22 protein-coding genes are annotated in these 24,197 nt (G+C 27.3%); 20 read left to right on the top strand and 2 right to left on the bottom strand.

What is annotated here, in order from left to right; all coding sequences use genetic code 11:
- Positions 1–8 precede the first annotated feature (8 nt).
- From BGI42_RS09315 to BGI42_RS09290, 6 genes are all read left to right on the top strand, one after another.
- The gene (locus tag BGI42_RS09315; RefSeq protein WP_069680043.1) at positions 9–863 is read left to right on the top strand and encodes an NAD(+)/NADH kinase; all 855 of its coding nucleotides are present in this window, start codon (positions 9–11) and stop codon (positions 861–863) included.
- Positions 860–1,312 carry an arginine repressor gene (locus BGI42_RS09310; protein WP_069680042.1) on the top strand — a complete coding sequence of 151 codons (453 nt, stop codon included), beginning with the start codon at positions 860–862 and terminating at the stop codon, positions 1,310–1,312. Before BGI42_RS09315 ends, BGI42_RS09310 begins: the two co-directional genes overlap by 4 nt.
- Before the next feature lie 18 nt (positions 1,313–1,330).
- Complete coding sequence (gene recN, locus BGI42_RS09305; protein WP_069680041.1) at positions 1,331–3,019, top strand: DNA repair protein RecN; 1,689 nt, start codon at positions 1,331–1,333, stop codon at positions 3,017–3,019.
- A 521-nt stretch (positions 3,020–3,540) separates the two neighbouring features.
- Positions 3,541–4,731 (top strand): SpoIVB peptidase, encoded by a 1,191-nt coding sequence (spoIVB, locus tag BGI42_RS09300; protein ID WP_069680040.1) that lies wholly within the window; start codon positions 3,541–3,543, stop codon positions 4,729–4,731.
- Between the two features lie 389 nt (positions 4,732–5,120).
- Positions 5,121–5,939 carry a sporulation transcription factor Spo0A gene (gene spo0A, locus BGI42_RS09295; RefSeq protein ID WP_069680039.1) on the top strand — a complete coding sequence of 273 codons (819 nt, stop codon included), beginning with the start codon at positions 5,121–5,123 and terminating at the stop codon, positions 5,937–5,939.
- 149 nt (positions 5,940–6,088) lie between these two features.
- On the top strand, positions 6,089–7,093 hold the full coding sequence (locus BGI42_RS09290) for a tyrosine-type recombinase/integrase (protein ID WP_069680038.1): 1,005 nt from the start codon (positions 6,089–6,091) through the stop codon (positions 7,091–7,093).
- A 347-nt stretch (positions 7,094–7,440) separates the two neighbouring features.
- Here BGI42_RS09290 and istB read toward each other — a convergent pair whose 3' ends face one another.
- Entirely contained in the window at positions 7,441–8,193 is a 753-nt protein-coding gene (istB, locus tag BGI42_RS09285; RefSeq protein WP_069679642.1) for an IS21-like element helper ATPase IstB, read from the bottom strand.
- Positions 8,186–9,481 carry an IS21 family transposase gene (gene istA, locus BGI42_RS09280; RefSeq protein ID WP_069680037.1) on the bottom strand — a complete coding sequence of 432 codons (1,296 nt, stop codon included), beginning with the start codon at positions 9,479–9,481 and terminating at the stop codon, positions 8,186–8,188. The genes istB and istA overlap by 8 nt, the downstream gene beginning before the upstream one ends.
- Before the next feature lie 1,974 nt (positions 9,482–11,455).
- Here istA and BGI42_RS09275 point away from each other — a divergent pair.
- The 14 genes from BGI42_RS09275 to tnpC all read left to right on the top strand — a co-directional run bounded on the left by BGI42_RS09275 (position 11,456) and on the right by tnpC (position 24,121).
- Positions 11,456–11,644: a sugar-binding transcriptional regulator gene (locus BGI42_RS09275; protein WP_069680036.1), complete on the top strand. Its 189-nt coding sequence runs from the start codon at positions 11,456–11,458 to the stop codon at positions 11,642–11,644.
- 361 nt (positions 11,645–12,005) lie between these two features.
- A complete protein-coding gene (locus BGI42_RS09270; RefSeq protein ID WP_069680035.1) occupies positions 12,006–12,467 on the top strand; it encodes a hypothetical protein in 462 nt (153 codons plus the stop codon).
- Between the two features lie 72 nt (positions 12,468–12,539).
- On the top strand, positions 12,540–13,388 hold the full coding sequence (locus BGI42_RS09265; protein ID WP_069680034.1) for a phage major capsid protein: 849 nt from the start codon (positions 12,540–12,542) through the stop codon (positions 13,386–13,388).
- A gap of 108 nt (positions 13,389–13,496) precedes the next feature.
- On the top strand, positions 13,497–13,766 hold the full coding sequence (locus tag BGI42_RS09260) for a helix-turn-helix domain-containing protein (protein ID WP_069680033.1): 270 nt from the start codon (positions 13,497–13,499) through the stop codon (positions 13,764–13,766).
- 243 nt (positions 13,767–14,009) lie between these two features.
- Positions 14,010–14,888: a hypothetical protein gene (locus tag BGI42_RS09255; RefSeq protein ID WP_125461019.1), complete on the top strand. Its 879-nt coding sequence runs from the start codon at positions 14,010–14,012 to the stop codon at positions 14,886–14,888.
- A 51-nt stretch (positions 14,889–14,939) separates the two neighbouring features.
- Positions 14,940–15,656, top strand: a complete 717-nt coding sequence (locus tag BGI42_RS09250) for a hypothetical protein (RefSeq protein ID WP_069680031.1) — start codon at positions 14,940–14,942, stop codon at positions 15,654–15,656.
- Positions 15,657–16,126: 470 nt separating this feature from the next.
- Complete coding sequence (locus BGI42_RS09245; protein ID WP_069680030.1) at positions 16,127–16,354, top strand: hypothetical protein; 228 nt, start codon at positions 16,127–16,129, stop codon at positions 16,352–16,354.
- A complete protein-coding gene (locus BGI42_RS09240) occupies positions 16,338–16,724 on the top strand; it encodes a hypothetical protein (RefSeq protein WP_069680029.1) in 387 nt (128 codons plus the stop codon). The genes BGI42_RS09245 and BGI42_RS09240 overlap by 17 nt, the downstream gene beginning before the upstream one ends.
- The gene (locus tag BGI42_RS09235) at positions 16,717–18,279 is read left to right on the top strand and encodes a phage terminase large subunit family protein (protein ID WP_069680028.1); all 1,563 of its coding nucleotides are present in this window, start codon (positions 16,717–16,719) and stop codon (positions 18,277–18,279) included. Before BGI42_RS09240 ends, BGI42_RS09235 begins: the two co-directional genes overlap by 8 nt.
- Positions 18,280–18,844: 565 nt before the next feature.
- The gene (locus BGI42_RS09230; protein ID WP_105165914.1) at positions 18,845–20,140 is read left to right on the top strand and encodes a phage portal protein; all 1,296 of its coding nucleotides are present in this window, start codon (positions 18,845–18,847) and stop codon (positions 20,138–20,140) included.
- Between the two features lie 1,145 nt (positions 20,141–21,285).
- The gene (locus tag BGI42_RS09225; RefSeq protein WP_069680027.1) at positions 21,286–21,630 is read left to right on the top strand and encodes a hypothetical protein; all 345 of its coding nucleotides are present in this window, start codon (positions 21,286–21,288) and stop codon (positions 21,628–21,630) included.
- Positions 21,631–21,729: 99 nt separating this feature from the next.
- On the top strand, positions 21,730–22,062 hold the full coding sequence (gene tnpA / locus BGI42_RS09220; protein WP_069679809.1) for an IS66 family insertion sequence element accessory protein TnpA: 333 nt from the start codon (positions 21,730–21,732) through the stop codon (positions 22,060–22,062).
- Complete coding sequence (gene tnpB / locus BGI42_RS09215; protein WP_069679810.1) at positions 22,050–22,400, top strand: IS66 family insertion sequence element accessory protein TnpB; 351 nt, start codon at positions 22,050–22,052, stop codon at positions 22,398–22,400. The genes tnpA and tnpB overlap by 13 nt, the downstream gene beginning before the upstream one ends.
- A 110-nt stretch (positions 22,401–22,510) precedes the next feature.
- The gene (tnpC, locus tag BGI42_RS09210) at positions 22,511–24,121 is read left to right on the top strand and encodes an IS66 family transposase (protein WP_084023860.1); all 1,611 of its coding nucleotides are present in this window, start codon (positions 22,511–22,513) and stop codon (positions 24,119–24,121) included.
- The last annotated feature ends 76 nt before the right edge of the window (positions 24,122–24,197 follow it).

Genomic DNA, 24,197 nt, shown 5'->3' with positions numbered 1-24,197 from the left:
GAGGGGTTATGAAGAATATAGGTATTGCTATAAATCCATCAAAAGATCATAAGAATACAATTTTAAATATGGTAACAAAAAAGATTGAAACTATTTGTAATGTAAAAAATATTAAGGTATATAATAGCTTTGATATAAAAAATTTAGATTTAAGTTTTTTAGATTTGCTAATTGTTTTAGGTGGAGATGGTACACTACTTGGAGTAGCAAGAGAATTAAATGATGACTTTAAAGCACCTATATTAGGAATAAATATAGGAAATTTGGGTGTTTTGTCTAGTATAGAAATATCAGATTTAGATTTGGCATTAAAAAAACTCATGATTAAAGATTGTAAAATTCATAAAAGAATGATGCTAAATTGTGAAGTAAGTATAAATGAGTCAATAAAGAATATTAAAACATTAAATGAAGTAGTTGTAGCTAGAGGAACACTATCAAGAATGGTTAAATTTAAGATATTTATTGATGAAAAGTTATATGCTATATTTAAAGGAGATGGACTTATTGTTTCAACTCCAACAGGATCAACAGCTTATTCTTTTTCAGCAGGAGGACCGTTTTTATATCCAGATTTAGAAGTCGTTAGTATAGTACCAATATGTGCTCACACAAAGAGTATGCATCCAATCGTAATAAAAGGTGATAGTACTGTAAAGATAGTAGCAGAAAATAGTGGAGACGAAATATATTTAACAGTAGATGGACAAAGAGCAATAGAAATGAAAGATAATCCTATTATAACTGTGAAAAAGAATCCAAAATCATTAAAATTACTATTATTTAATGATTATGATTATTTTAGAGTAATAAGAAATAAGGTATTAAATAATTCTAAGGAATGTGATGGTGAAGAAATTTGAAATCAAAAAGACATACCAAGATATTAGAAATTATATCATCTAAAGAGATAGAAACGCAAGAAGAGTTAGCTGAAGAATTAAAATTACAAGGTTTTGATGTAACACAAGCAACTGTTTCAAGAGATATTAAAAATTTAAAGCTTATAAAAGTACAAGGAGCATCTGGAAACTATAAATATGTTGTATCTTCAGGTGAAGAAAAGAATATAATTGATAGATTAAGTAATATACTATCTAATACAGTTATAAGTGCAGAAAATGTAGACAAAATGGTTGTAATAAAGACAATAAGTGGTTCAGGATCAGCAGCAGCTGAAGCTATAGATAATTTAGAAGGAACTGATATTGCAGGAACAGTAGCAGGAGATAATACAATATTTATACTTCTTAGAAGCTTAGAAAAAGCAGAAGAATTAGTAGCAAAAATAAGAAAAAGAATATCACTATAATTGTAAGGATGGGTATATATGTTAATTCAATTAAACATTAAAAATTTTGCATTGATACAAGAAGTAACTATGAATTTCAACGAAGGTTTTAATATTCTTTCTGGTGAAACAGGTGCAGGTAAATCTATTTTAATTGACGCAATAGATTATGTATTAGGTGGTAAATTTTCTAAAAGTTTAATAAGAACTGGAGAAGATAAGACTTATGTTGAGGCTATATTTACTGTAGAAAATAGCTTATTAAAAAATGCATTAATTGAATTAGATATTGAAAGTGATGATGATATGTTAATCATTTCAAGAGAAACTCATCAAAGTGGAAGAAGTTTGATTAAAATTAATGGAAAAACTTTTTTAACATCTCAATTAAAAAAAATAAGAGAAAAGTTATTAGATATACATGGTCAACATCAAAATCAAAATCTTCTTCAAAGAAGCAGTCATATTATATATTTAGATGAATTTGTAGGAGAAGAGATTTTTAAACATTTAGATGTATTTGCTTCTTTAAAAGATAGTTTATTACAAATTGAAAATAAAATTCAAGAGATATATGGCAATGAGGATAGAGATAAGCTTTTAGATTATCTTAAATTTCAAATTGAAGATATAGAAAATGGAAAATTAAAAGAAGATGAAGAAGAGATTTTAAAAGATCAATTTAATTTATTATCAAATGCTGAAAAGATTAGTAATGGTTTAAAATTATCATATACTTTATTAAACGGTGTTGATGGTGAAAATAGCGTTATAAATTCAATTTCAAAAGTTATTCAAGAATTATCTAACATCGAAAGTAATTTTGAAAAAGTTAAAAAAAATAGACAATTAATAGAAGAAGCTTTTTATACAATAGAAGAAGCTTCTAGAGATATAAGAAGTTTAGCAGAAGAAGTTGTTTATGATGATGATGAATTGGAAAAGATAAATGCAAGAATATATGAAATTAATCAATATAAGAAAAAATATGGAGCTACTATAAAAGAAGTTTTAGAGTATTATAACAAAATAAAAATACAATATAGTGATCTTATAAATGCTGAAAAGATAATTGAAAAATTAAATGTAGAGAAACAAGAAATTATAGATAAAATGGAAAAAGTAGCATTAAAACTTCATGAATTAAGACTTGAGAAGAGTTATGAATTAAAGGAAAAGATTTTAAATGAACTTAGTTTTGTAGGTCTTGAAAAATCTACTATGGAAATAAGTATAAAAAGAGAAGAAAAATTTAATGCAAGAGGATTTGATGAAGTGTGCTTTATGATTTCAACAAATCCTGGAGAACCACTTATGCCATTAGAAAAAATATTATCAGGTGGAGAACTTTCAAGAATAATGCTTGCATTAAAGTGTGTTTTTGCTGACAAAGACAATATAGCAACTTTAATTTTTGATGAAATAGATACTGGTATAAGTGGAGTTGTAGCTCAAAGAGTTGGTGAAAAAATGTATCAAGTTTCTAAAAGTCATCAAGTTTTATGTATAACACATCTTCCACAAATAGCTGTTTTATCAGATCATCATTATTTTGTGTCGAAAGCTGTAAAGGATAATAAGACATTTACTAATATAAGAGTACTAACAAAAGAAGAAAAGGAATATCAAATTGGTAGAATGCTTGGTGGAGATGAAGTTACAGAAGCAACATTAAATAATGTTAAAGAAATGATAAAAATTGCAGAAATAAAAAAATCAGAAATTTAAAAATTAATACATATAGTAATATATTTTGGTAAAAATAAAATCATGTAATACATGATTTTATTTTTTTTATTCTTTAGAAAATTATATTTCTAAAGAATATGTAGATAATTTATGTTATATTTTGCTTAAAATCTAAGAAATAAACCTAAAGAATAAAAAATAATCATAGTGCGTACTACTATTTTAAATATCAATTAAGAGTGCAGAGTGAAAAGTGGAGAGAATAGGTAAGTTGAGAATTGATAGTGGAAAGTTGAGAGTTAAGGATAAAATTCCTTATGGAATTTTAAAATATGTATTTTTAGAAAGTCTTAAAACGTTGAACCGAAACTCTCAATTATCAATTATCCACTCGCAACTAAAAAGTATGACGTAGCTACTTTTTTATATAACAATAAAAATATATTTATAAAAAATTTAGTATGAACTAAAAATTTTTAACTTTTATAACAATGTTAATACAGCATAATAGGCTTGTCTCATGGGGAAATTAAAATCAGAAGCAAAGGAGGAGGGAAATTATGAAGAAGAAAATATTAAAAGTTATTAGTTTAATTACAGCTCCAATCTTGATTCTGGTTTTAATAACTAGTATATATTTAAAAGGTATTCCCAATATAATATATACCAACAAAGATATACCAGTATCTTCAATGCTTCCTATAGGAAGTACAATAAATAAAATTAAAGATTATGACAATAAATATCAGGTGAAATTATTAGGAGTAATACCAGTAAAATCCCTAGAAGTCCAAAAAGTGAAAAATTTGGAGGTTTATCCAGGTGGAAATAGTGTAGGTGTTAGAGTATCCACCAAAGGTGTTTTAGTAGTTGGATATTCTAATATAGAGATTAATAATGTTGCAGAGGAAAGTCCGGGAAAGTTGGGTGGAATTCAATTAGGAGATATAATATTAAAAATTAATGGAGAAGATGTTGAAGATTGCAAAGATTTGGTTAATATAATAAAAGATTGCAAAAATAGCAAAATCAAAATGGATGTTTTAAGAAATAATCAAAATATTACTAGAGAAGTAGAGCTTAAAAAAGAGGAAAATTCAGATTATAAATTAGGATTATGGATTAGAGACTCTACAGCGGGTGTAGGAACAATAACATTTATAGATAAGGAATCAAAGAAATTCGGTGCATTAGGCCATCCTATTACAGATTGTGATACAAATGAAACATTTTTAATAAAAAAAGGTGATTTGTTAGAATCTTCAATAATAAGTTTAAGAAGAGGTGAAAAAGGTTCTCCAGGAGAACTTAAAGGAATATTTATAAATGAAAACAATGTAAGTGGAAAAATAAAAAGTAATACGGAGAGTGGAATTTTTGGAACAGTAGAAAATACTAATATTTTAAAAAATGATACAAAGCCAATGAAAGTAGGATTTAGAAATGAAATATGTGAAGGAAAAGCTAGCATAATTACGACTATTGATGAATCAGGTCCAAAAGAATATGAAATAGAAATAGTTAGACTTTTAGAACAAAATACACCAGGTCCTAAAAGTATGGTGATAAAAGTTACAGATCCTGTATTACTAGAAAAAACTGGTGGCATAGTTCAAGGAATGAGTGGAAGTCCTATTATTCAAAATAATAAAATCGTGGGAGCAGTAACTCACGTGTTAATAAATAAGCCAGATACAGGTTATGGAATATATATAGAATGGATGTTAAAAGATGCAGAAATAATAAAATAAAAATGTACTGATAAAAGCACTAATTTTTAAAATTAGTGCTTTTATCATAAAAAAATAATGAGTTTTACAAACTATTTTCTACAAAACTATTTACTTATATTAAAAATAAGGTTATAATTTACAAATAGTGGAATATAAATTAAATATAACAATTAATGTTATATTTGATTAATTCATGTTATAATTTAGTTGTTGTTTTTTATCTATAATAAAGATAAAAAACAACAATATACATATCACTATAACGTAATGAAGCAAAAAAAGGATTTTTATTAATGAGTATAGAATTATTTTAATGTGATAAGTTTACTATTAAAAGTAGTTTATAATGTTATAGAGATTATGATTTTAATATTAACATAATTAGGTTTATGAAGGAGAGGAAAAGCATGGAAGATAAAAAAATATCTGTACTTATTGCTGATGATAATAAGGAATTTTGTAGTATTTTAAATGATTATTTATTAAATCAAAGAAATATAATAGTAACTGGGATAGCAAAAGATGGTAGAGAAGCTATAGACTTAATAATAGAGAAGAAACCGGATTTGTTAATTCTAGATATAATAATGCCTCATTTAGATGGTTTAGGTGTTTTAGAAAAATTAAATACTATGAATTTAGAAAAGATGCCTAAGATTATAATATTATCTGCCGTAGGTCAAGATAAGATTACACAACAAGCGATAACATTAGGAGCAGATTATTATACTGTAAAGCCATTTGATATGGAAGTGTTTACAAAAAGAATAAGAGAAATGTTTAGTAATGAAAGTGAAACTCAAAATGTAAGAAGAACATCATCTCAACCGATGATTTCTTATACTAGTGAGTCTCAAGAACCTAAAGGAACTTTAGATTTAGAAACAGAAATAACAAATATTATACATGAAATTGGAGTACCAGCTCATATAAAAGGATATATGTATTTAAGAGAAGCTATAACTATGGTTGTTAATGATATAGAATTATTATCAGCAGTAACAAAAGAATTATATCCATCAATAGCTAAGAAGTATAATACAACAGCTTCAAGAGTAGAAAGAGCTATAAGACATGCTATAGAAGTAGCGTGGGGCAGAGGACAAATAGAAGCTATAAACAAGCTATTTGGATACACAATCCATAATGATAAAGGTAAGCCTACAAATAGTGAATTTATCGCAATAATTGCTGATAAGCTTCGCTTAAAAAATAAGGTTTCTTAAAAGGCTTGGTTAAGCCATTCTTTTCATTGATGATAGCAATAAATTAATAAAAAGATATATGAAAATGTAGATTAATAACAATAAATACAAATTATATAACATCTCTAATATATTGAGTTTATCTTGATATATTTGGAGGTGTTTTTTTATTGCCTAAAATTACAAAAAAACAAGATATTAAAGATATTATAGTTATCTATATAGAATATTGCAAATATAAAAATTTAAGTAGTAAGACAATTAAATCTTATTATCAGACTCTTACATTGTTTGCACAATATATGGAAGAAGAAAAACAAATAACAGATATATCTAAGTTAAATAAAAAGATTGTAGAAGAATATATACAATTTACTAAAGATAGGGGGAAATATTCTTTTAGTGCAACAGAAGAAGGGGCAAAAAAGGCTAATATAGATAAAAGAACTGATATAGGAAAAGAGATAAGTAATTCCACACTAAATAATTATTTAAGAAATATAAAAGCGTTTGCTAGTTTTTTACAAGATAATAATTTACAAGATAATGATATACACAAATGTAAATTTATAAAAACAGAAAGGAAAAGTAAAGAGCAATTAACAGATGAAGAATATAAAAAATTAATAAGGTATATTGATTGTACAAAGTTTCATGAATTTAGAGATTATACGGTAATAAATTTAATTTTTGATACTGGTATGAGATTGTCGGAAACTCTCCATTTAACTATTAATGATATAGACATAGTAAGAAGAACAATACTTATACCTGCTGAAATAAATAAAGGTAAAAAAGATAGAGTAGTTTTCTATTCTAACAATATGAGTAAAATATTACAACGTTGGCTTAAATATAAGGATAGTATACAAGAAACAGAACTGTTATTTCCTACACAAAGAACTAATTCATATTTAGCTAATAACAATTTTGAAAGAAATTTTAGAGTTTACCTAAAAAGAGCAAAGATTAATAAATTAATTACACCTCATTCTTTGAGAAATAACTTTGCTAGAAGATTTTTACTTGCTTCTAAAGGTGATATTTATACATTATCAAGATTATTAGGACATAGTTCAGTTACCGTAACTGAAAAGGCGTATTTAGATTTACAAGATGAAGATTTAAGAAAATGTTATCAGAGATATTCTCCATTAGAGAATTTAAGGAATTAATAATTTAAATAAAAAAATAACTGATACTCAACAAAAGTACCAGTTACTAAAACTGAATATCGTTTTAATAAAACTTTTGCAATCTCTCTCAAGATTACAACACAATAGATAACTATATTGTAATCGAAAAAAATGGAGATTGCAAGGCTTTATTTCCTATACACTTTTTTACAAAAGAGATATTTTTCGCCATTGTAATTTTAGCAAAGTCCTTTGAAAACATTGCTAACTAAAAAGTATAGGTTAGCGTGGTTAAAGGAATAACACAATAAAAAACTCACAGTTGTGGAAAGTATAAATGTCAACCCATGAATGTAACTTTTCGATCATTTAAGAATGTAGTTTTTTTAATCTTCGTCTTGCTTAAAATGATCTTTTAGTCTATACGACTTTCCATTAATTGTAACAACATGGGCGTGATGTAAAACTCTATCTAAGATAGCACTAGCTATAACAGCATCAAAAAAAATATCATCCCAAGAATTAAAATTTATGTTGGTGGTTAAGATGGTACTTTTTTTCTCATATCTCATGTCGATTAATTGGAAGAATAATTTTGAATCCTCTTTATCTATAGGTAAATAACCTAATTCATCAATAATAAGAAGCTTATATTTACTAAAGTGCTTAAGTCTAGCATCTAATCTATTCTCTAAATTTGCTCGCTTTAGCTGTTGCAACAAATCATTGCACTTAATAAAATAAGTACTGTAACGGCGCTTTGCAGCCGCGATTCCGATAGAAGTCGCAAGATGTGTTTTACCAACACCACTAGAACCTAAAAATACAATGTTTTCTTGTGATTCTAAAAAACGTAGTGTTAAAAAATCTAATATTTGATCTTTATTAATTCCAGGTTGAAAATTAAAATCAAAGTCCTTAATTTCTTTTTGATGTGGAAACGCTCCAACCTTAACCATAGATTTAATCATGTTTGCTTCTTTATAGTCAATTTCATGAGCTGTAAGCTTAATAAGAGCATCAACAAAAGACAAATTATTCTTTGTTGTAAAATCAATAACTTCGTCCAAATGAGTAATCATTTGCTTCATCTTCAAATATTCTAAATTATTTATAAGTTGTGTATATGTACTATTCATTTTGATATACTTCTCCTATCATTTTCAAATTATTTTTAGCTTTTTCTATCATTTCATATGAATTTTTATTAAATGTTAAAGCAATGATTTCAGCATAATGATCAGTATGATAGTTTAACTTCTGATTTTGTATTTTATGAATAGTAACTAAACTTATGTTATAATACACATGTAGTTGATCATCATAAACTTGAAGTTTTAGTTTTTTGCCTATGTATTCTGGTGGGACAGAATATTGGTTTGATTTATATGAAATCATGCTTTGGTAATTTACTTTAACACTTGTGGTGATTATTTTGTAGTGATTTCTTATCTGTTCTTTAGGCAGTTCAGATAAGAAATCTTTTTCTTTTTTTAAATGCAATATAGGTATTTTGCCAGTTGACGTATGGCATGTACTATTAATTCTATTGTTTAAATCTGAAACGAGCTTATACAGACCTTCATAATCTAAGGTTCCATTATATGCTCTTATTTCATCTAATAGTTTCATAGGAGCTTCAACTTTAGCTTTTGTATTCGGTCTTCCTGCTATGCAGGGACGGACCTTAAATCCATAGTCATCTGCAAATTGTTGAAATGTATTATTTACTTTTCCTTTAGAATAATTGGTTCTAGCTTCATCCATAACAGTTTTCATGTTATCTGTGAGTAATTCTTCAGGTACTCCTCCAAATGTTTCAAATGACTCATCTAAAAAGGAAAGTAGTACGTCTTGTGTTTTATCAATAGATAATTTATATACTCTAAATCTTGAGTATGAAAGGATTAACACAAAAACATTTATATTAATGACTTCACCTGTAGTTAAAATAAATTCTATATTTTCTTTCCAATCCAATTGAGCTTGTTGTCCTTTTTTAGTCTCATACCTGATAGACGAAGTATTTGATATATGTCCTTTTTTCCTACTAGTAAAATACTCATTAAATTCTGAGTGCTTAGAAATGTATCTTCTAAACGAAGATTGAGCGCAATCTAGTCCATGATTATCTTTAAGATATTGCCATAAAATGCGCTTGTAATAAAATACTTGAATTGAATCTTTACCAAGAAGCTCTTTTATAATAGGATTAAAAGCTTCTATCTTAGATTTGCAGTTTCTAGTGGTAGGTTTGACATATCCATTTAAATATTTGCCTACGGTTCGAGGATCAACACCAAGTTCCCTAGCTATTTGGCTTTTATTTACTTTCAAATTGTTTACCTCCATAATTGGCTTTAGTTTATGAAGATCTTCTAAAGTATTAATTTTAATTTCTGAATAAATATTAGTTTTTATAATCATAATTACCCCCAATAAATCTTGAGTAATTATAATTTATTCAAACTAATTTGTACATTCTTATATGATCGTTTCCTTACATTCTTATCATATCATTTATAGAAAGGACTATTATTAGTTGGATAAGCACCTGTTTGTTATACGTTAGATGGAAATACGCCCACGTGATAAGGTCGGTGTTGGCGATTGCATTGTGGGCAAAAAACTTATTATTAAGGAGTAACAGTGTTAGCGAAAGCTAGAGGGAGTATCTAAAATCTTTATAAAGACACTAATAAGGGAGTTTAAGACATAAAAGTCTTATGGATAGATAACCGTAATCGTGAGGTTATGGTGGTGTAATACGGATACCACATGAAAAAGGGAAGTATTCAATTTACGTCTTCTTAAAATTCAGAGTATTTTATAAATATTTTGAATTTTGGGAGGGAGGGAGATAAGCCGTTTTCCAAATCCCCTAGGAAGTATATCTAACTTAGCTTTAAAGTAAATACTTAATCTTAAACTTTTAGTAATAACTTAAAGTTACTTCCAAATAACAAATTCCCAAACAATATTCCTTGGCATTACTCAAAGTCAAGTGTATAACTTAAGAAATTACTTACTCAAACTAAAAGATAAGACAGTATAGAGGATAAGAGATAGGAGAGATAAAACAACCTTTGGTAAGACACTTAGGAGTAATACACTATAAGTTATTAGATACGGTAAATGACCGATACTAACGGAAGTATAACCTATAGTAAATCAAGCAAGACTAGGCAAACAGTATAGGGTTAAAGCCCTATTTAAGCTAGGTTTTTGCCTTGACGATAGGAAGGGTAGGAGTGGTATGGCTTCCAAAGTGACGAGTGAGTTGCACAATTATGCACCATATGCACTTTAGATAATTTAAAATGTTATAAATCCACTTAAAAAGTCACGATACAAAATAATATTATATCAACAAACGGTTGGTAACACTATATTTAAGCTACCTATAGGGGTCTACCTATAGGAGGGAATAGATTTTTATTCTGTGTAAATAAACATAGAGCTAAGAATGAAAACAAAGTTAAATGTTTGTCACACTAGTAAAATAGCCATCTAGGGAGGTATTGCATTATTTTCTTATAATGGAGGAGAAACTACACCGTCCTCAGTTTTAGCTAAGACCCAAATGGTTCTGTCCACTTGGTGTCGCAGAGAACGACACGTTAAACTACTCAAAAATAGCTAAAAATTTAATGAAAATTTAAAACATAACCCTTAAAACTAAGTCATATCAACAGTTTACAGAGTTACCCGTTTCCTATGTATGGTAGGGTAAAACAAACATATTGTAATAAATGTGCAAAAGAAAAAGAATTAGAAAAATATAAAAAATATAATAAAAAAAGAAAAACAACCACCAAAGTAAAATCACTCTAAACCCAGTATTCATGCGTGTTTGAAGGTGATTACAATTTTAACCCAATATACACAAATGGCTTAACCATGCCGTTTGTGAGGATTTTGAAAATGTATAAATGGAAAAGAAGAAAGATTTAAATTAAAAACTAACAACCAAACATATTGTGATAAATGTCAAAAAGAAATAAAAAGAGAAAATACAAAGATAAGAGTTCAAAATTTTAGAAACAAAGAAAAGTGTAACGCAAAGTAAAATCACTCCAAACCCAGTATTCATGCGTATTTGAAGGGTATTACATCACTCGACTTTTACAATAAAAATCCTTGAAACTGTTGGTGTGACTAGGTTATAAGAGTTTTTTAAGATTTTACTCAAGGGAAGTATAAAATCTTGCAACGGTTGATATTAACAATAATAAAAATTCATAGCGTTCAGAGAATATCTGCAAATCCAGTATTCATGCGTGTTTGAAGGTGATATTTTTTAAAAAGTTCGTGTGGTAATTATGGAAGGAAATAATAGTTATATATATTTTTAGTTACAGATGTAACATATAAAATTAAAATGAAAGGAATGTGGGGCGTATGAGCCAAACAGAATTAATAGAACAATGTAAATATTTAATAGAATTTTATGGCACTACGCAACAATTTATTGCAAAGAATATAGGTGTTAGTAGAAATACAATATCTTTATTTTTAAAAAGAGAAAGACAACTAGCTCCAACATTGGAGTTAAAACTAGAACAATTTTTAAAGGAAAGAATTAAATAATTAAAGCTAATTAACTCGGTACTGTTTTGGTATCGGGTTTTTTATATATACACTAATTCTAATTTGCTTATTATTTTTCGGTAATTTGTTAGTTGATATGGTTCAAATCCATTAGCCTTTATAAAAATGAAAACTAACTAGGAAGAATCACGCTTGACGAAGGGATAAAACGTCCCTCGGTTTGAATGTTCAAACTGGACTTTTAAAGTGTTGCCTATGCACAATAAACTATAGGCTTTAAAGTGCGTTTAAAGGCTCATACAGAGCTTTATATATAAAAGGTATAAATACTAGGGTATAGTCATTTGAACTCATTTGAGGGCAAATAAACGCTATAAACTAAATGGAAGGAAGATGTAATATGGAATTAACAGAATTAAATTTAAACGAAGAACAAATGCAAGGAGTACAAGCTATTATGCAAAGCGAGGGAGATAAAATCCGAACTAAGTATAATAAACAAATTAAAGAACTAGAAAGTAAACTTCCCAAAGAAGATAACCCTAAACAACTTGCATTAAAAAAGGAAATGGAAGATTTTAAAAAGGAAAAACTACAATTTGAACTATCTAAAAATTTAGAAAGTAAGGGTTTAAGCTCTAAACTAGCAACGTATTTAAATACGCAAGGGGTAGAAGATTTAGAAACTTATTTAAATGAATTTGCAGATATAGTAGGAAAACAAACAAATAATTATAAACCAAGTAACCATAATCCTATTGGTGGCAACATCACAAAGGAGGACTTTAATAAGATGGGATTAATGGAAAGAACAAATTTATATAATACAAATAAACAATTATACGATATATTAAGCAAATAATGGCTTCCTTTAATTTAAGGGGAGCTTTTATTATACAAAAAATTATTTAGAAAGAAAGAAGGAATTTATATTATGGAAAACACAAACATTATAGTACCAAGCGTTTACGCAGATATGGTAACAGAAAAGGTAAAAGGATTAGTTAAAATATCTAATTATGCAAAGGATTTAGGAGAATTAGATAACTTTGCACAAGAAGGGGACAGTGTAACATTTCCTCAATTTTGTGCATTAGGAGAGGCAGAAATATTAGAAAGAGGTGGAAAGATAAATACAGAAGAATTAAAGCAAAATTCTACCAAAAAAACTATTAAACATTATTCTAAGGGTGTTTTAATCTACGATATAGACGCTTTAACAGGAAAAGGAAACTTTTTAGAAAATGCAGTAATGCAACAAGCTAGAATATTTGCAAGAGCAAAAGATAAAGAATGTGTAGAAGATATATTAGCAAATACAGTTAATAAGTTTGCAACAGCAAGTGCAGACGCAGTAACAGAACAGGAACTACATGGAGCTTTTGCTTTATGGTCTGATGAACAAGACACAGACTCATTTGAAGCTATTATCATAAATCCAAGATTATTACCTTCTTTTTACGAAATGAAGGGTTTTATATCTACAGATGTTACATATTCTAAGGATAATAACGGAATAATTAGAAATGGTGTAGTAGGACTATTTAGAGGTGTACCAGTTGTTTTAAGTGATGTAGGAACATACGACACTACAAAAAATGAATGTATTACTTTTATACTTAAAAAGGGTGCATTAGGATTTAAAGATAAGAAAGATGGTCTTGATATAGAGTTAAAAAGAGAAAGTGAAATTAAGGCTACAACAGTATTAACAGACGAAATATTTGTAATAGGTCTTATTCAAAAAGATGGTGTTACAGTAGTTAAAAAAACTATAGCTTAATTAGTATATGGGTGGGTTCACTTTGAACCTTCCCTTATTTTTTAATGCAAAGTGTAATTAAATTAAGGTTAGTCATAATGACGAACGGTCAAAGGAGGTGAATGGAAAATGACACTTAGGGAAAGGATAGCTTATACAAGAACTATATATAAACTTAGTCAAACCAATGTTGCAGACGCATTAGGAGTTAGTAGGAATTATATTAGTATGATTGAAAATAATAACGGTAATGTTGGAGCAACTCAAGAAAGACTAGAAGAAATATTAAATATTATATACAAGCTAGGAGAAGAAAAGAAAAAGGGTAGATTACAGGACGTTTTAAACGACCTCAAAACAATAAATAAAAATAAAAATAAAGAATATAAAGGTAGGTGAATTTTAATTAATTTATCTATCTTTCTTTAATTGTACATATTGTACGTTTAGGAGAGAGTTAAAGAGAAACAAAAGAATAAATTCATAATAAAAAAGGTGTTTAGAGAGAAAAAATAAGAATGTAATAAAATCGGTTTAACCGAGTTACAAAAATAAGAAATAGGAGAGTAAAAATTATGAAAATAATAATTATAAAAATTAAAAATATTAAGGAAATGATAGTTAGATTAATTAAATCTAATTATGAAAAAAGAGATAAAGGAAAAATTCCCTTGCTGGTGCGAGGATATAACAACAAAATTTGAAATTTTAATGAGTGATGATATAGACGCTTTAATGTGTTATCAAATGCAAAAATTAAATTATAAGCGTGAATGTAAATACTTTATAAATAGTTCTAAAGATAGAGCTTATAAAGGATATTATGGAGAAAAGACAGGAAAACAATATTTATATTGTACAGACAATGCAACTAATAAAGTAAAAAATACAATTGCATTAGATTTTAGTATAAATAAAAATGTTAGAGCGTGGGATAATCATGTGGTGCATATCGGAAGCCATGAAGCTAATTATAATACTTTAAGTGCAAATATGAATGTAATAAATAATATAAATAAGAACAATTATACACAAAAATTTTGTATAAGTACATTTATTACAATGTTATCTTATTATGAGGTAGATATACAAAATTGGACACATAATGAACTTATTGCTTTATGTGGAATTGATGGATTATATCAACCATTTAAAAATTCAAGATTTGTAGAACAAGGGAAAAAGAATTTACACTTGCTAGGATATGATTTCTTAGCTGAATTTATACAAAAAAATCTATTTGAAATAGAACGATTTGACCAAAAATATTATAAGAATAAATCCATATGGGTAAATAAAGATGGATATTTAGAAACTAATTTAGATTTAGACAAGCTAAGTGAAATATGGGGTTTTAATGTAGAACTAACAAAAGAACAATTTAAATTAAAAAGGACTTTAGAAAGTAGAATTTTTGATACTATCTACAGCAAAGAAAGATTAGAGGGAAAATACAACAAAAAAATATTTAATATTGCACTTACATATAGGAATAGTGGTGTAGTTAGTTTTGTAGACTAAAGTCAAAGTAAGTTAAAGTCAAAGATAAAATGGTATGGAGGATAAAAAATAATGAGAATAAATAACATAGAATTAGCAAATATATTAGGAGTAAATGCAAATAATTTAAAGCAAATAAAGAAAAGAGGAAGCCTTAAACAAAGGCTACAAGATAGAGGATATAAAATATTAGGACAAGTAAAGGAAGGTAGACAAGTCTATTATGAATTAGAAAAGGAAGATGATAACAAAGAAATTTTAAACAATATTATATATTATATGTTTGGAACTAGAGAATTTAAAAAGTTTTGTAAATATTACTTATATAGACTTGCAAATTTAGATAGACCACTTACAACTGAATTATTAAGTAAGTTAGTTGGAGTAAATATACATACAATAACAAAATGGGATAATAAAATGTTAGCAAATAATATTCTGTCTCAAGATGGTAAATGGTATATTGCTATAGATTATTGGGAAGATACAAAGGAAACTTATAGGAACACCGATATTTGGGAATATAACTCTTTTGCTAAAAATACTAGAATAGCAAATAGTAAAACTAGAGCTATACAAAAATATAAAACAGATAAAATAAATAAACAAGAATTAGAAATGTTAGAAGATAGTATAGGGATAAGACGAGAAGTAATAAAAAATAAATTTGTATATTATGTTAGAAAATACAAACTAAAGAAAGGATATAAATTATCTTTAGACATAGTAAAACTAATAAAAGAAGTTTATAACAAGAACATAGCAAATTATTTTATAAATTTAATTTAGTACATACATAATAATAGGGGTACATTACTAGACACCTATATATATATTATTAGTTGTCTACTGTTGTACCCTTATTAAAAATAAATAAACAATAAATAAAAAAATATAGTTCTTATCCGACTTTGGAGGATAAAAGGTAAAGCCCTTGAGGGCGTTCTTACGCTAGTAAGATTAACTAAGGGTGTAATTATATATTAACATAGCACAATTTTGCACTTTCTAATTGTTCATACCCTTTAGTAATCCCCACTAAAGATGGGGAACGCCCTACTAAGGGCTTTACTATTTAGTTCGCTTTGCTCACTAAGAATATATATTTTTAACTAATTTTCTATAGAATTAACTAATTATTATAAATGTGTATAGAATGGCTATATTACTTTATTACTACTTAGACACGTCTACTACGTTATAAAGTATATTCAAACGTACATATAAATAGAACAAAAAAAGAAAGGAATTGATGAATTATGATAAATTTAATAAATATTTTACTTGTATATGGAGTTGTAATACTTGTAATGAATAATATATCTTTAAGAAATAAAATTAAATATAATAAAGAATTTTACGAAATTGATAAAAAACTAGCTATAGAATTAGCTTTAGTAAATGCAGAAATGAATAAAACATATGAGAAATACATTAAAAATTGTGAAGAGTTCAAGGAGATGATAGAGAATGGCAAAGAAAACTAATACAATACAAAATAATATAATTGACATATTGGATAATAAAAAGTTATGGTACTTTGTAAAATGGTATCTTGATGGTGCAAAGGAAAGTGAATGGGATAATATAAGTAAAAATATAGGTGTTAAATGTACATATAAAGAAGGAATTAAAAATTATTTAGAAAGAGAAGATGTTCAAAAAGCTTTAATTGAAGTAACTAAACTACAAAAGGATTTTAACTTAGTAAAGATATATAACAAGATGTTAGAAAAAGCACTTGAAGGTGATGTAAATAGTGCAAACTGGATAGTTAAATTTAGTGAGAGTGATTTCTTTGGGGACAAAATAAATGAATTAGAGAAACTTATGGAGGGAGTGTCCTTGAGTGAATAACGCAGAAAAATTAAAAAAAGTATGGAATAATCCAGTTCTATTTATACAAAATTTTCTAAAGATAACAGACAAGAATGGTAAAGTTGTTCCATTTATACTTAATCCCATGCAAAAAGATTTTATTAAAAATTTAGATAGTTATAATATAATTCTTAAAGCTAGGCAAGGTGGCATGAGCGTGGCTATTTGTGGACTCGCTATTTATTATGCAGTAACTCAGCCTAACTCAACGTGCATGATGTTAAGCCACAATGACGAAAGTACAAGAGCAATATTTAATAAATTAAAGAATATATATAATAGCTTACCAAATGGTATAAAATTAAAACTTATAAGAAACAATAGAGCAGAATTACAACTTATAAATGGTAGTATTATTAGTTGTTCTACTATGGGACATACAGATAAGTCAAGGGGAAATACTTTGAAATTATGTCATATATCAGAATTTGCATTTGTTAAAAGTGATGTAGCTGAAAAACAATTACTTGCAATCGAACAAGCTATACAGGCTAACGGTAACTTGATAATTGAAAGTACAGCTAATGGATTAAACCACTATAACATATTATATAATAAGGCTAAAAGGCAAGAGAACGCTTATAAATGTTTCTTTTATAATTACATAGATACAAGTTGTATGTTTATGGATGAATATAAGAAATACAAGAATATATTTAAAAATATTAATGGACATTATTTTGGTACAGATGATTTAACGAGGGAAGAAAAAGACCTCCTTGATAATGTAGAAGGAATGACTTTAGATATTTTATGTTGGCGTAGAATGAAAATACAAAATAGTTCTATTGACCAATTTAATCAAGAATTTCCATTAACTGATACAATGGCTTTTGTAACAAGTGGTCATTCTGTATTTGATAATGAAAGAATAACTAATGTTTTAAGAGTATTGCAACTAAACAAAAATAAATATTTAAAGAAAAATGAAGTTGATGATTTACCAATACTGAAAAAGTATTATGGTAAGTCTTTTTTTATGTACAAAAAACCAATTGAGGGACAAAGATATTATATAGGTGTCGATTGTTCAGAAGGTGTAGGAAAAGATTATTCTTGTTTTGTTGTATTAGACAAAGATGGACAAGAAGTTGCTATGTTTAAGGATAATAAGATTAAGGCTTACGCTTTCGCAGAGTGTATAAACGAAATTGGAAGATATTATAATAAGGCTTATCTAACTATTGAAACAGCTAGTGCAGGTAATACAGTAATAGAGAGATTAAGACACACTTATAAATACGCTAACATGGCTAAATATAAGGCGTTTGATGAATTTAATAAGGTTAAATGGAGAATTGGCTTTGATACTAATTCTAAGACAAAAGGACTAATCATAAATGATTTAGTAGAATGTTTTGATAAAGGACAAATATGTATAAATAGTATTGATACATTAGAAGAAATGAAAGTGTTTGAAATAAAAGATAATAATTCTATGGGAGCTATGAACGGTTTTCATGATGATTTGGTAATGAGTACAGCACTTGCACTAAGTGGAGTTAAATCAAGAATTTATTATAAATGGAGATAGGTACTCGACATGATGGCGAACGGTGTAGGTTAGTCATTATGACGAACCCTTAAAAACGGGTGAATAAAAACCACCTGTTTTAAGTTTATAAGAATTATCAAAACCTTAGAAGACGTATATGACATTAAACATGGAGGGAATAGAGGTAATCAATTTGCCAAGTCGGACAATGTACAACTTGGCACTACTCAAAAAGATATGATGGTACAGAAACTAGTGCCAATGGCACTATTAATCAAAAAGATATAGCCAAACAACTTGGATTAAATCAAGAGATGTTCCCGTTCCGTCAACATTGACCGAACGGGAAAAGGTGAAAAAACAATAGATACTAAAGGACAAAACATCCTTGAGTTTTAGAAAACGCAAAATTCGCAGTGTCAGAAATTCAGACACTAGATAAATTATTCAAATTCGACATTGGTGTCCAATTTGGGACAATTAACCACGATTTTGTGGTGAGTGATTATTTTATTTAAATTCCAAAGTGAATTATATTCGATCAGCTCAATTTTGCCCCTGTCGAACAAAATTAAAAAATAATAAATGAAAGGAAATGATAAATATGAATTTAGAAAAATATATAGAAATTGTTTATAAAAATAATACATTATGGTTTACAGAGGAAATAAAAAAAGGCAATAATAGTAATAGAATTGCTAAAACATATGATATTATAAATTATCTACATGGGCAACATACAGTATTAAATAGGAAAGATATTAAATATAAAGAACAAGAATATAAGGTTAAAAAATTAATATTATCTAATGCAAAGACTATTTGTAACTTCCATAGTACATATTTATGTGGACAACCAATATCTTTAACAGGAAGTGAAAAGTTGTGTAAGGAAATGCAAAACATATATAACTATGGTGGATATAATAATATAGATTTTAGTATTGCAGATAAATTAATTAAGTTTGGAGATAGCTACGAATACATATATAAAGATGGAGATAATATTACAAGTAAGATAATAGATAATGAATGTGCATATCCAGTATTTGCAGATGATGGAGAATATGTAGCGTTTATAGAATATTGGTGCAACTTAGAACATATAAGTTATTATAATATTTATACAAAGGAGAGTGTTACTTGTTGGAGCAACGAAGGAGGAACACTACATATAACAGAACAATATAATAATATTAGTGGACTACCTATACATTATAAAACTCTTAATGATTATGATTATAGGGAAGGAGAAGGATTACTTGTTAATATAATACCAATTTTAGATGAATTAGAAGATTTATTATCTAAGATGGGAGATAGTATATATACATTATCTTTAAGTCCAATATTATTTACTACAGGACAAGAAAGAATAGATGGTAGTATGGACGCAGATGGTGTAGGTTATAACGTCGGATTAGAGGGTGGGGGTGACATGAAATATGTCAGTTCAGAAATGGACTATAACTCTATTAAATATTATTTAGATACTATTCAAAATCATTTAAATATGTGTAGTTATTTACCTTCTATATTAGGTGGTAATGGTAATATAGCTAATGTATCAGAAGTATCATTAAAGATGTTATATTCATTAGCTGATGTGTATGCAATGTTAAATGAAAGAGTTATGAGAGAAGGATTAAACAAAAGATTTAATGTTATTAGAAAGTTAATAGGAATAGAGAATAAAGAAGAATATATTAATGTAACATTCAACTATAGTAGACCACAAAATGCAAGTGAGTTATTAGACAATCTAAAGAAACAGTTTGATATGAACGCTATAAGTCTTGAAAGTATTATAGAACAATCACCATTGACAAGTGATAAGATTATGGAATTAGAAAGAATAAAGAATAATTCTAATAGTTCAGATAGAACCGATAGAGAATAATTAAGCTATGCGTTTAAATGCAACGGTGCAAAATTGTACTCTTGTATTTCTTCATTTATTTTGTGTTAGTGTAGTAATTAATGTGTAGATGTTTAGTGATAATCAATATCAATAAATACACTATTTTTAGACTACTTAGTACAAACACTATTTTTAACCTATATAGTTCAGAAAATGAACAAATATAACTAATATAGAATAAATATTAACTGATAATACATATCAATTAGATAACTCAAAAATACTTAAAAAACAGGGAAATAAAAAAAGAGTATTTATACAAAAAACAATGTATATTTACTCTTTTATACATGAATTATTCAATTGTTTTATGCAATACATATGCGAAATTATTAAATATTTAAAGATATTAACCTATTATTAACCGTAAACCCAGTAATAGAGCCATTCTGTAATATATTTTGGGTTCAACTAAATAGTTATTTAGTGGAATCATTATAGCGAGAAAACTTTATTTCCCGAAATAAATTATACTGTAATAGGGATAAAAAAAGTCCCAGTAATATTAAGGTTGGGAAATAATTTATCAAAAAATAAGGTAAAAAGTGCATTACCCCTTTTATAATTGAGGGCGTTTATCTAATACAAAAACCACCCACAGATAAAAATAGCTTTTAATTTAAAAATGTACATAAAGTACAATATGGGATAATCTAGGTATGATATGGGTACAAAATGGGATAAATAAGAACAGTTTAGAACAGTAAAAAATAGACTAAAATTATAACTTTGATAAAAAATTATTAGGGGGTAAGTAGAGGTATTTACAAAGTAATTGAAACACAAAAAACAAACTAAAAAAGGGAAAGTTAAGAAAGATAAAATAACGTTTATCACAATCTTAACAATAATTAATCTTATTATAACAATTATAAACGGCTTATTCACACTGTTTGATAAGATAATTAAACACTAACTTATAGGGAGGAAATACTTCTCCTTCCTATAAAATCCCTTTTAAAGTTTGTTTTCAAAGAAACCTAAACATCTTGAAAAGATATCAACACCAACAAAGATATCTTTAATAATATTATATTACCAATCTATTACTAATTCAATAAATATCTATCTAGCGTATTCAAATTTGACGACGCTTAAATTAGAAAAAGAAAGGAAATGATTAAATGAATAATTTGGAAAGATTAAAACTAGAACTAAGTAACAAAGAATATTATACAGATAATGAATACAAGGTATTCTTAGAAGAGAATAACTTACTTGCTACAAGCAATTATGTTAAAAAAGATAATCAAATAAATTTACTTGAAACTGTTATCGCTATTTTGGAAACACTTAGTAATGACGTTGATATAATGAGAAAAATTGATACTAAAGATATAACAAGTATAGACCAAGCAAGTAAGTATCTTGCACAAAGGATATATAACATAAATAAGAAAATATTAGATTTAAAGGAAGAACAAGAAGAAAAGCAAGGAAATATAAGACCAATATTTTTTAATCGTTAGGAGGTGCAAGAATGGATGTAAGCGTAAAAAAATTACTGTCTAGATAATACCAAACCTTCTTGTTAAAATTGCATTAAAATATAACAAGGAGGAATTGTTATGGTTAAAAAAGGAACAGATGTGAAATGGAGAGAACTTGTAGAGAAGTTTTCTTCTTACGAAGGGACGTTAGATAGTTTCTGTAAAGAAAATAGTATTAGTAGAAGTCAGTTTTACTATTACAGAAAGAAATTTGAGAAAGAGAATAATACGACATTTCAAGCTATAGCTTTAGAAAACAATAATACAAATATATTAACAGTAACTAATAATATTAAATCAGCTACTGAGATTAAGATAGAAATTGGCAAAGCTAAAATATTTATACCGGCTAATGAAATAGCTTTGTTATCAAATATACTTAGGGAATTTAGTAAAACATGCTTAATATAGATAAAGTAGATACTGTATATTTAGCTTGTGGTATAACAGATTTACGAAAAAGTATAGATGGTTTAGTTATGATCGTTCAAACACAGTTAAAGTTAGATCCCTTTGAAAAAGCTCTATTTGTCTTCTGTAACAGGTCGATGAATAGATTAAAAATATTACATTTTGATGAAGGTTTTTGGCTATATTATCATAGACTTGAAAATAATAGGTTGAAATGGCCTATGACTAAAGAAGAAGCAATGAAAGTAAATAAAGAAGAATTAAGTTGGCTACTTAAAGGATATGAAGTTAGAACTACATCAAAATTTAAGCCTATAAAAGAAAAAAATTGTTACTAAAACATTTGAAATTACAAATAGAAACTCTTGATTTAAAAGTGAGCAAGCTCTTCTAAAATCAAGGGTTTTATGGTATAATATACCTATAAAAATTGTTGAGAGGTAACAAAATGGATGGCTTAAATTTAAACAATCAACTTGATGAAAAAACACAGTTATTGATTTCGAAAATGGAAAGAGAAATTGAGTTAAAAGATTCAGAAATTCAAAATCTTAAAACTGAATTAGCATTTTTGAAAGGTCAAATTCTTAATAAAAATAGAAAGATATTTGGAAAATCTAGTGAACAGGTAGATTCTAATCAAATGTCTCTTTTTGACGATGCTGAAAATAACTGTGACTTTAAAATGGCTGAGCCAACAATGGAGGAAATTGCTTATACAAGAACTAAGTCATCTAAACACATTGGCAAGAAAGATAATTTAGCAAATTTAGAAAGAATCATTGTTGAACATAAGCTTGAAGAAAATGAAGCAATATGCAGCAAATGTAATAATTCTTTAGTTGTTATTGGACGTAAATCAAAGGAAGTATTAAAATACATACCAGCAAAACTTTATATAGAAGAACATATTACATATAGTTATGCTTGCAAATCTTGCGAAGCGGAAGCAGGTGTTGCAAACATAATTTCAACAAAATTACCTAATACTATATTTTATAAAAGTATGGCATCAAATGAATTAGTAGCTCATGTCATAAATATGAAGTATCAGCATGCAATGCCTTTATATAGATTAGAAACCTACTTTAAGATGCTAGGTGCAAATCTTTCAAGACAAACATTATCTAATTGGATAATGAATAGTGCTACTGAACTTCAAGTTGTATATGATATTATGAAAGAACAACTTTTAAAGAAAAATTATATACAAGCTGATGAGACTACCGTTCAGGTTATTAATGATAGCGGTAAGGATTCAAAGTCCAAGAAATATATGTGGTTATATAAATCTGGAGCTTTAAAAGATCCAATTATTTTATATGACTATCAGAATACAAGATCTAGCTCTTGTCCTAAAGAATTTTTGAAAGGATTTTCAGGATATCTTCAAACAGATGGGTATACCGGATATAATAGAGTCGAAAATGTGAAACGATTATATTGCCTAGCTCATATCCGAAGAAAATATCATGAAATAATAGTAAACTTAGATGAAGAAGCCCTAAAAAAATCACGTGCTATAATAGGGTTTAATTATTGTGAAAAACTTTATAAAATAGAAAAAGACTTAAGGGAAACTTATAGCAAGGACGAAGATTACTATAAAAAACGATATAAAATAAGGCTTAAAAAGTCAGCGCCAATTCTTAATGAATTTCAAGAATATGTGGAGAGAGAAATAAAAAATGCTCTTCCAAAAAGTCCGTTAGGTAAAGCTCTTGACTATACTAGAAAGCTTCTATCTGATATGAAAACACTTTTAGAAGACGGATCTTTAGAAATAGATAATAATGGAGCTGAAAGAGCAATAAAACCATTTGTTATTGGTAGAAAAAACTGGCTTTTCTCAAATACAGCAAAAGGTGCAAAATCAAGTGCTTTAATTTATAGCATAATTGAAACCGCTAAAGCCAACGGTTTAATAGTAGAAAAATATTTAGTATATTTATTTGATATGTTAGCTAATACAGAGTCTAAAGAAAAAGAAACTTTAAATAATTATATGCCTTGGTCAAAGGCTCTTCCCGACGTGTTGCGCATTAAGGTTGGTAAATAACTACTACTAAATATAATATTAAATTTTCAAACCCAACAGAAGCATTTTCCACTTCTATTGGGTTTATTTTATCATT

Source organism: Clostridium taeniosporum (genome assembly GCF_001735765.2).
In the GTDB taxonomy this organism is placed as follows: Bacteria; Bacillota; Clostridia; order Clostridiales; family Clostridiaceae; genus Clostridium; species Clostridium taeniosporum.
Note: the sequence above shows the minus strand (reverse complement) of the source record. Positions and strands in the feature narration are given on the sequence as shown.

Excerpts from the sequence above, each read along its gene's own strand:
- BGI42_RS09315 (WP_069680043.1), top strand. The coding sequence starts at position 9 with ATGAAGAATATAGGTATTGCTATAAATCCATCAAAAGATCATAAGAAT.
- recN (WP_069680041.1), top strand. The coding sequence starts at position 1,331 with ATGTTAATTCAATTAAACATTAAAAATTTTGCATTGATACAAGAAGTA.
- spoIVB (WP_069680040.1), top strand. The coding sequence starts at position 3,541 with ATGAAGAAGAAAATATTAAAAGTTATTAGTTTAATTACAGCTCCAATC.
- spo0A (WP_069680039.1), top strand. The coding sequence starts at position 5,121 with ATGGAAGATAAAAAAATATCTGTACTTATTGCTGATGATAATAAGGAA.
- istB (WP_069679642.1), bottom strand. The coding sequence starts at position 8,193 with ATGAATAGTACATATACACAACTTATAAATAATTTAGAATATTTGAAG.
- istA (WP_069680037.1), bottom strand. The coding sequence starts at position 9,481 with ATGATTATAAAAACTAATATTTATTCAGAAATTAAAATTAATACTTTA.
- BGI42_RS09275 (WP_069680036.1), top strand. The coding sequence starts at position 11,456 with ATGAGCCAAACAGAATTAATAGAACAATGTAAATATTTAATAGAATTT.
- BGI42_RS09270 (WP_069680035.1), top strand. The coding sequence starts at position 12,006 with ATGGAATTAACAGAATTAAATTTAAACGAAGAACAAATGCAAGGAGTA.
- BGI42_RS09265 (WP_069680034.1), top strand. The coding sequence starts at position 12,540 with ATGGAAAACACAAACATTATAGTACCAAGCGTTTACGCAGATATGGTA.
- BGI42_RS09260 (WP_069680033.1), top strand. The coding sequence starts at position 13,497 with ATGACACTTAGGGAAAGGATAGCTTATACAAGAACTATATATAAACTT.
- BGI42_RS09255 (WP_125461019.1), top strand. The coding sequence starts at position 14,010 with ATGAAAAAAGAGATAAAGGAAAAATTCCCTTGCTGGTGCGAGGATATA.
- BGI42_RS09250 (WP_069680031.1), top strand. The coding sequence starts at position 14,940 with ATGAGAATAAATAACATAGAATTAGCAAATATATTAGGAGTAAATGCA.
- BGI42_RS09245 (WP_069680030.1), top strand. The coding sequence starts at position 16,127 with ATGATAAATTTAATAAATATTTTACTTGTATATGGAGTTGTAATACTT.
- BGI42_RS09240 (WP_069680029.1), top strand. The coding sequence starts at position 16,338 with ATGGCAAAGAAAACTAATACAATACAAAATAATATAATTGACATATTG.
- BGI42_RS09230 (WP_105165914.1), top strand. The coding sequence starts at position 18,845 with ATGAATTTAGAAAAATATATAGAAATTGTTTATAAAAATAATACATTA.
- BGI42_RS09225 (WP_069680027.1), top strand. The coding sequence starts at position 21,286 with ATGAATAATTTGGAAAGATTAAAACTAGAACTAAGTAACAAAGAATAT.
- tnpA (WP_069679809.1), top strand. The coding sequence starts at position 21,730 with ATGGTTAAAAAAGGAACAGATGTGAAATGGAGAGAACTTGTAGAGAAG.
- tnpB (WP_069679810.1), top strand. The coding sequence starts at position 22,050 with ATGCTTAATATAGATAAAGTAGATACTGTATATTTAGCTTGTGGTATA.
- tnpC (WP_084023860.1), top strand. The coding sequence starts at position 22,511 with ATGGATGGCTTAAATTTAAACAATCAACTTGATGAAAAAACACAGTTA.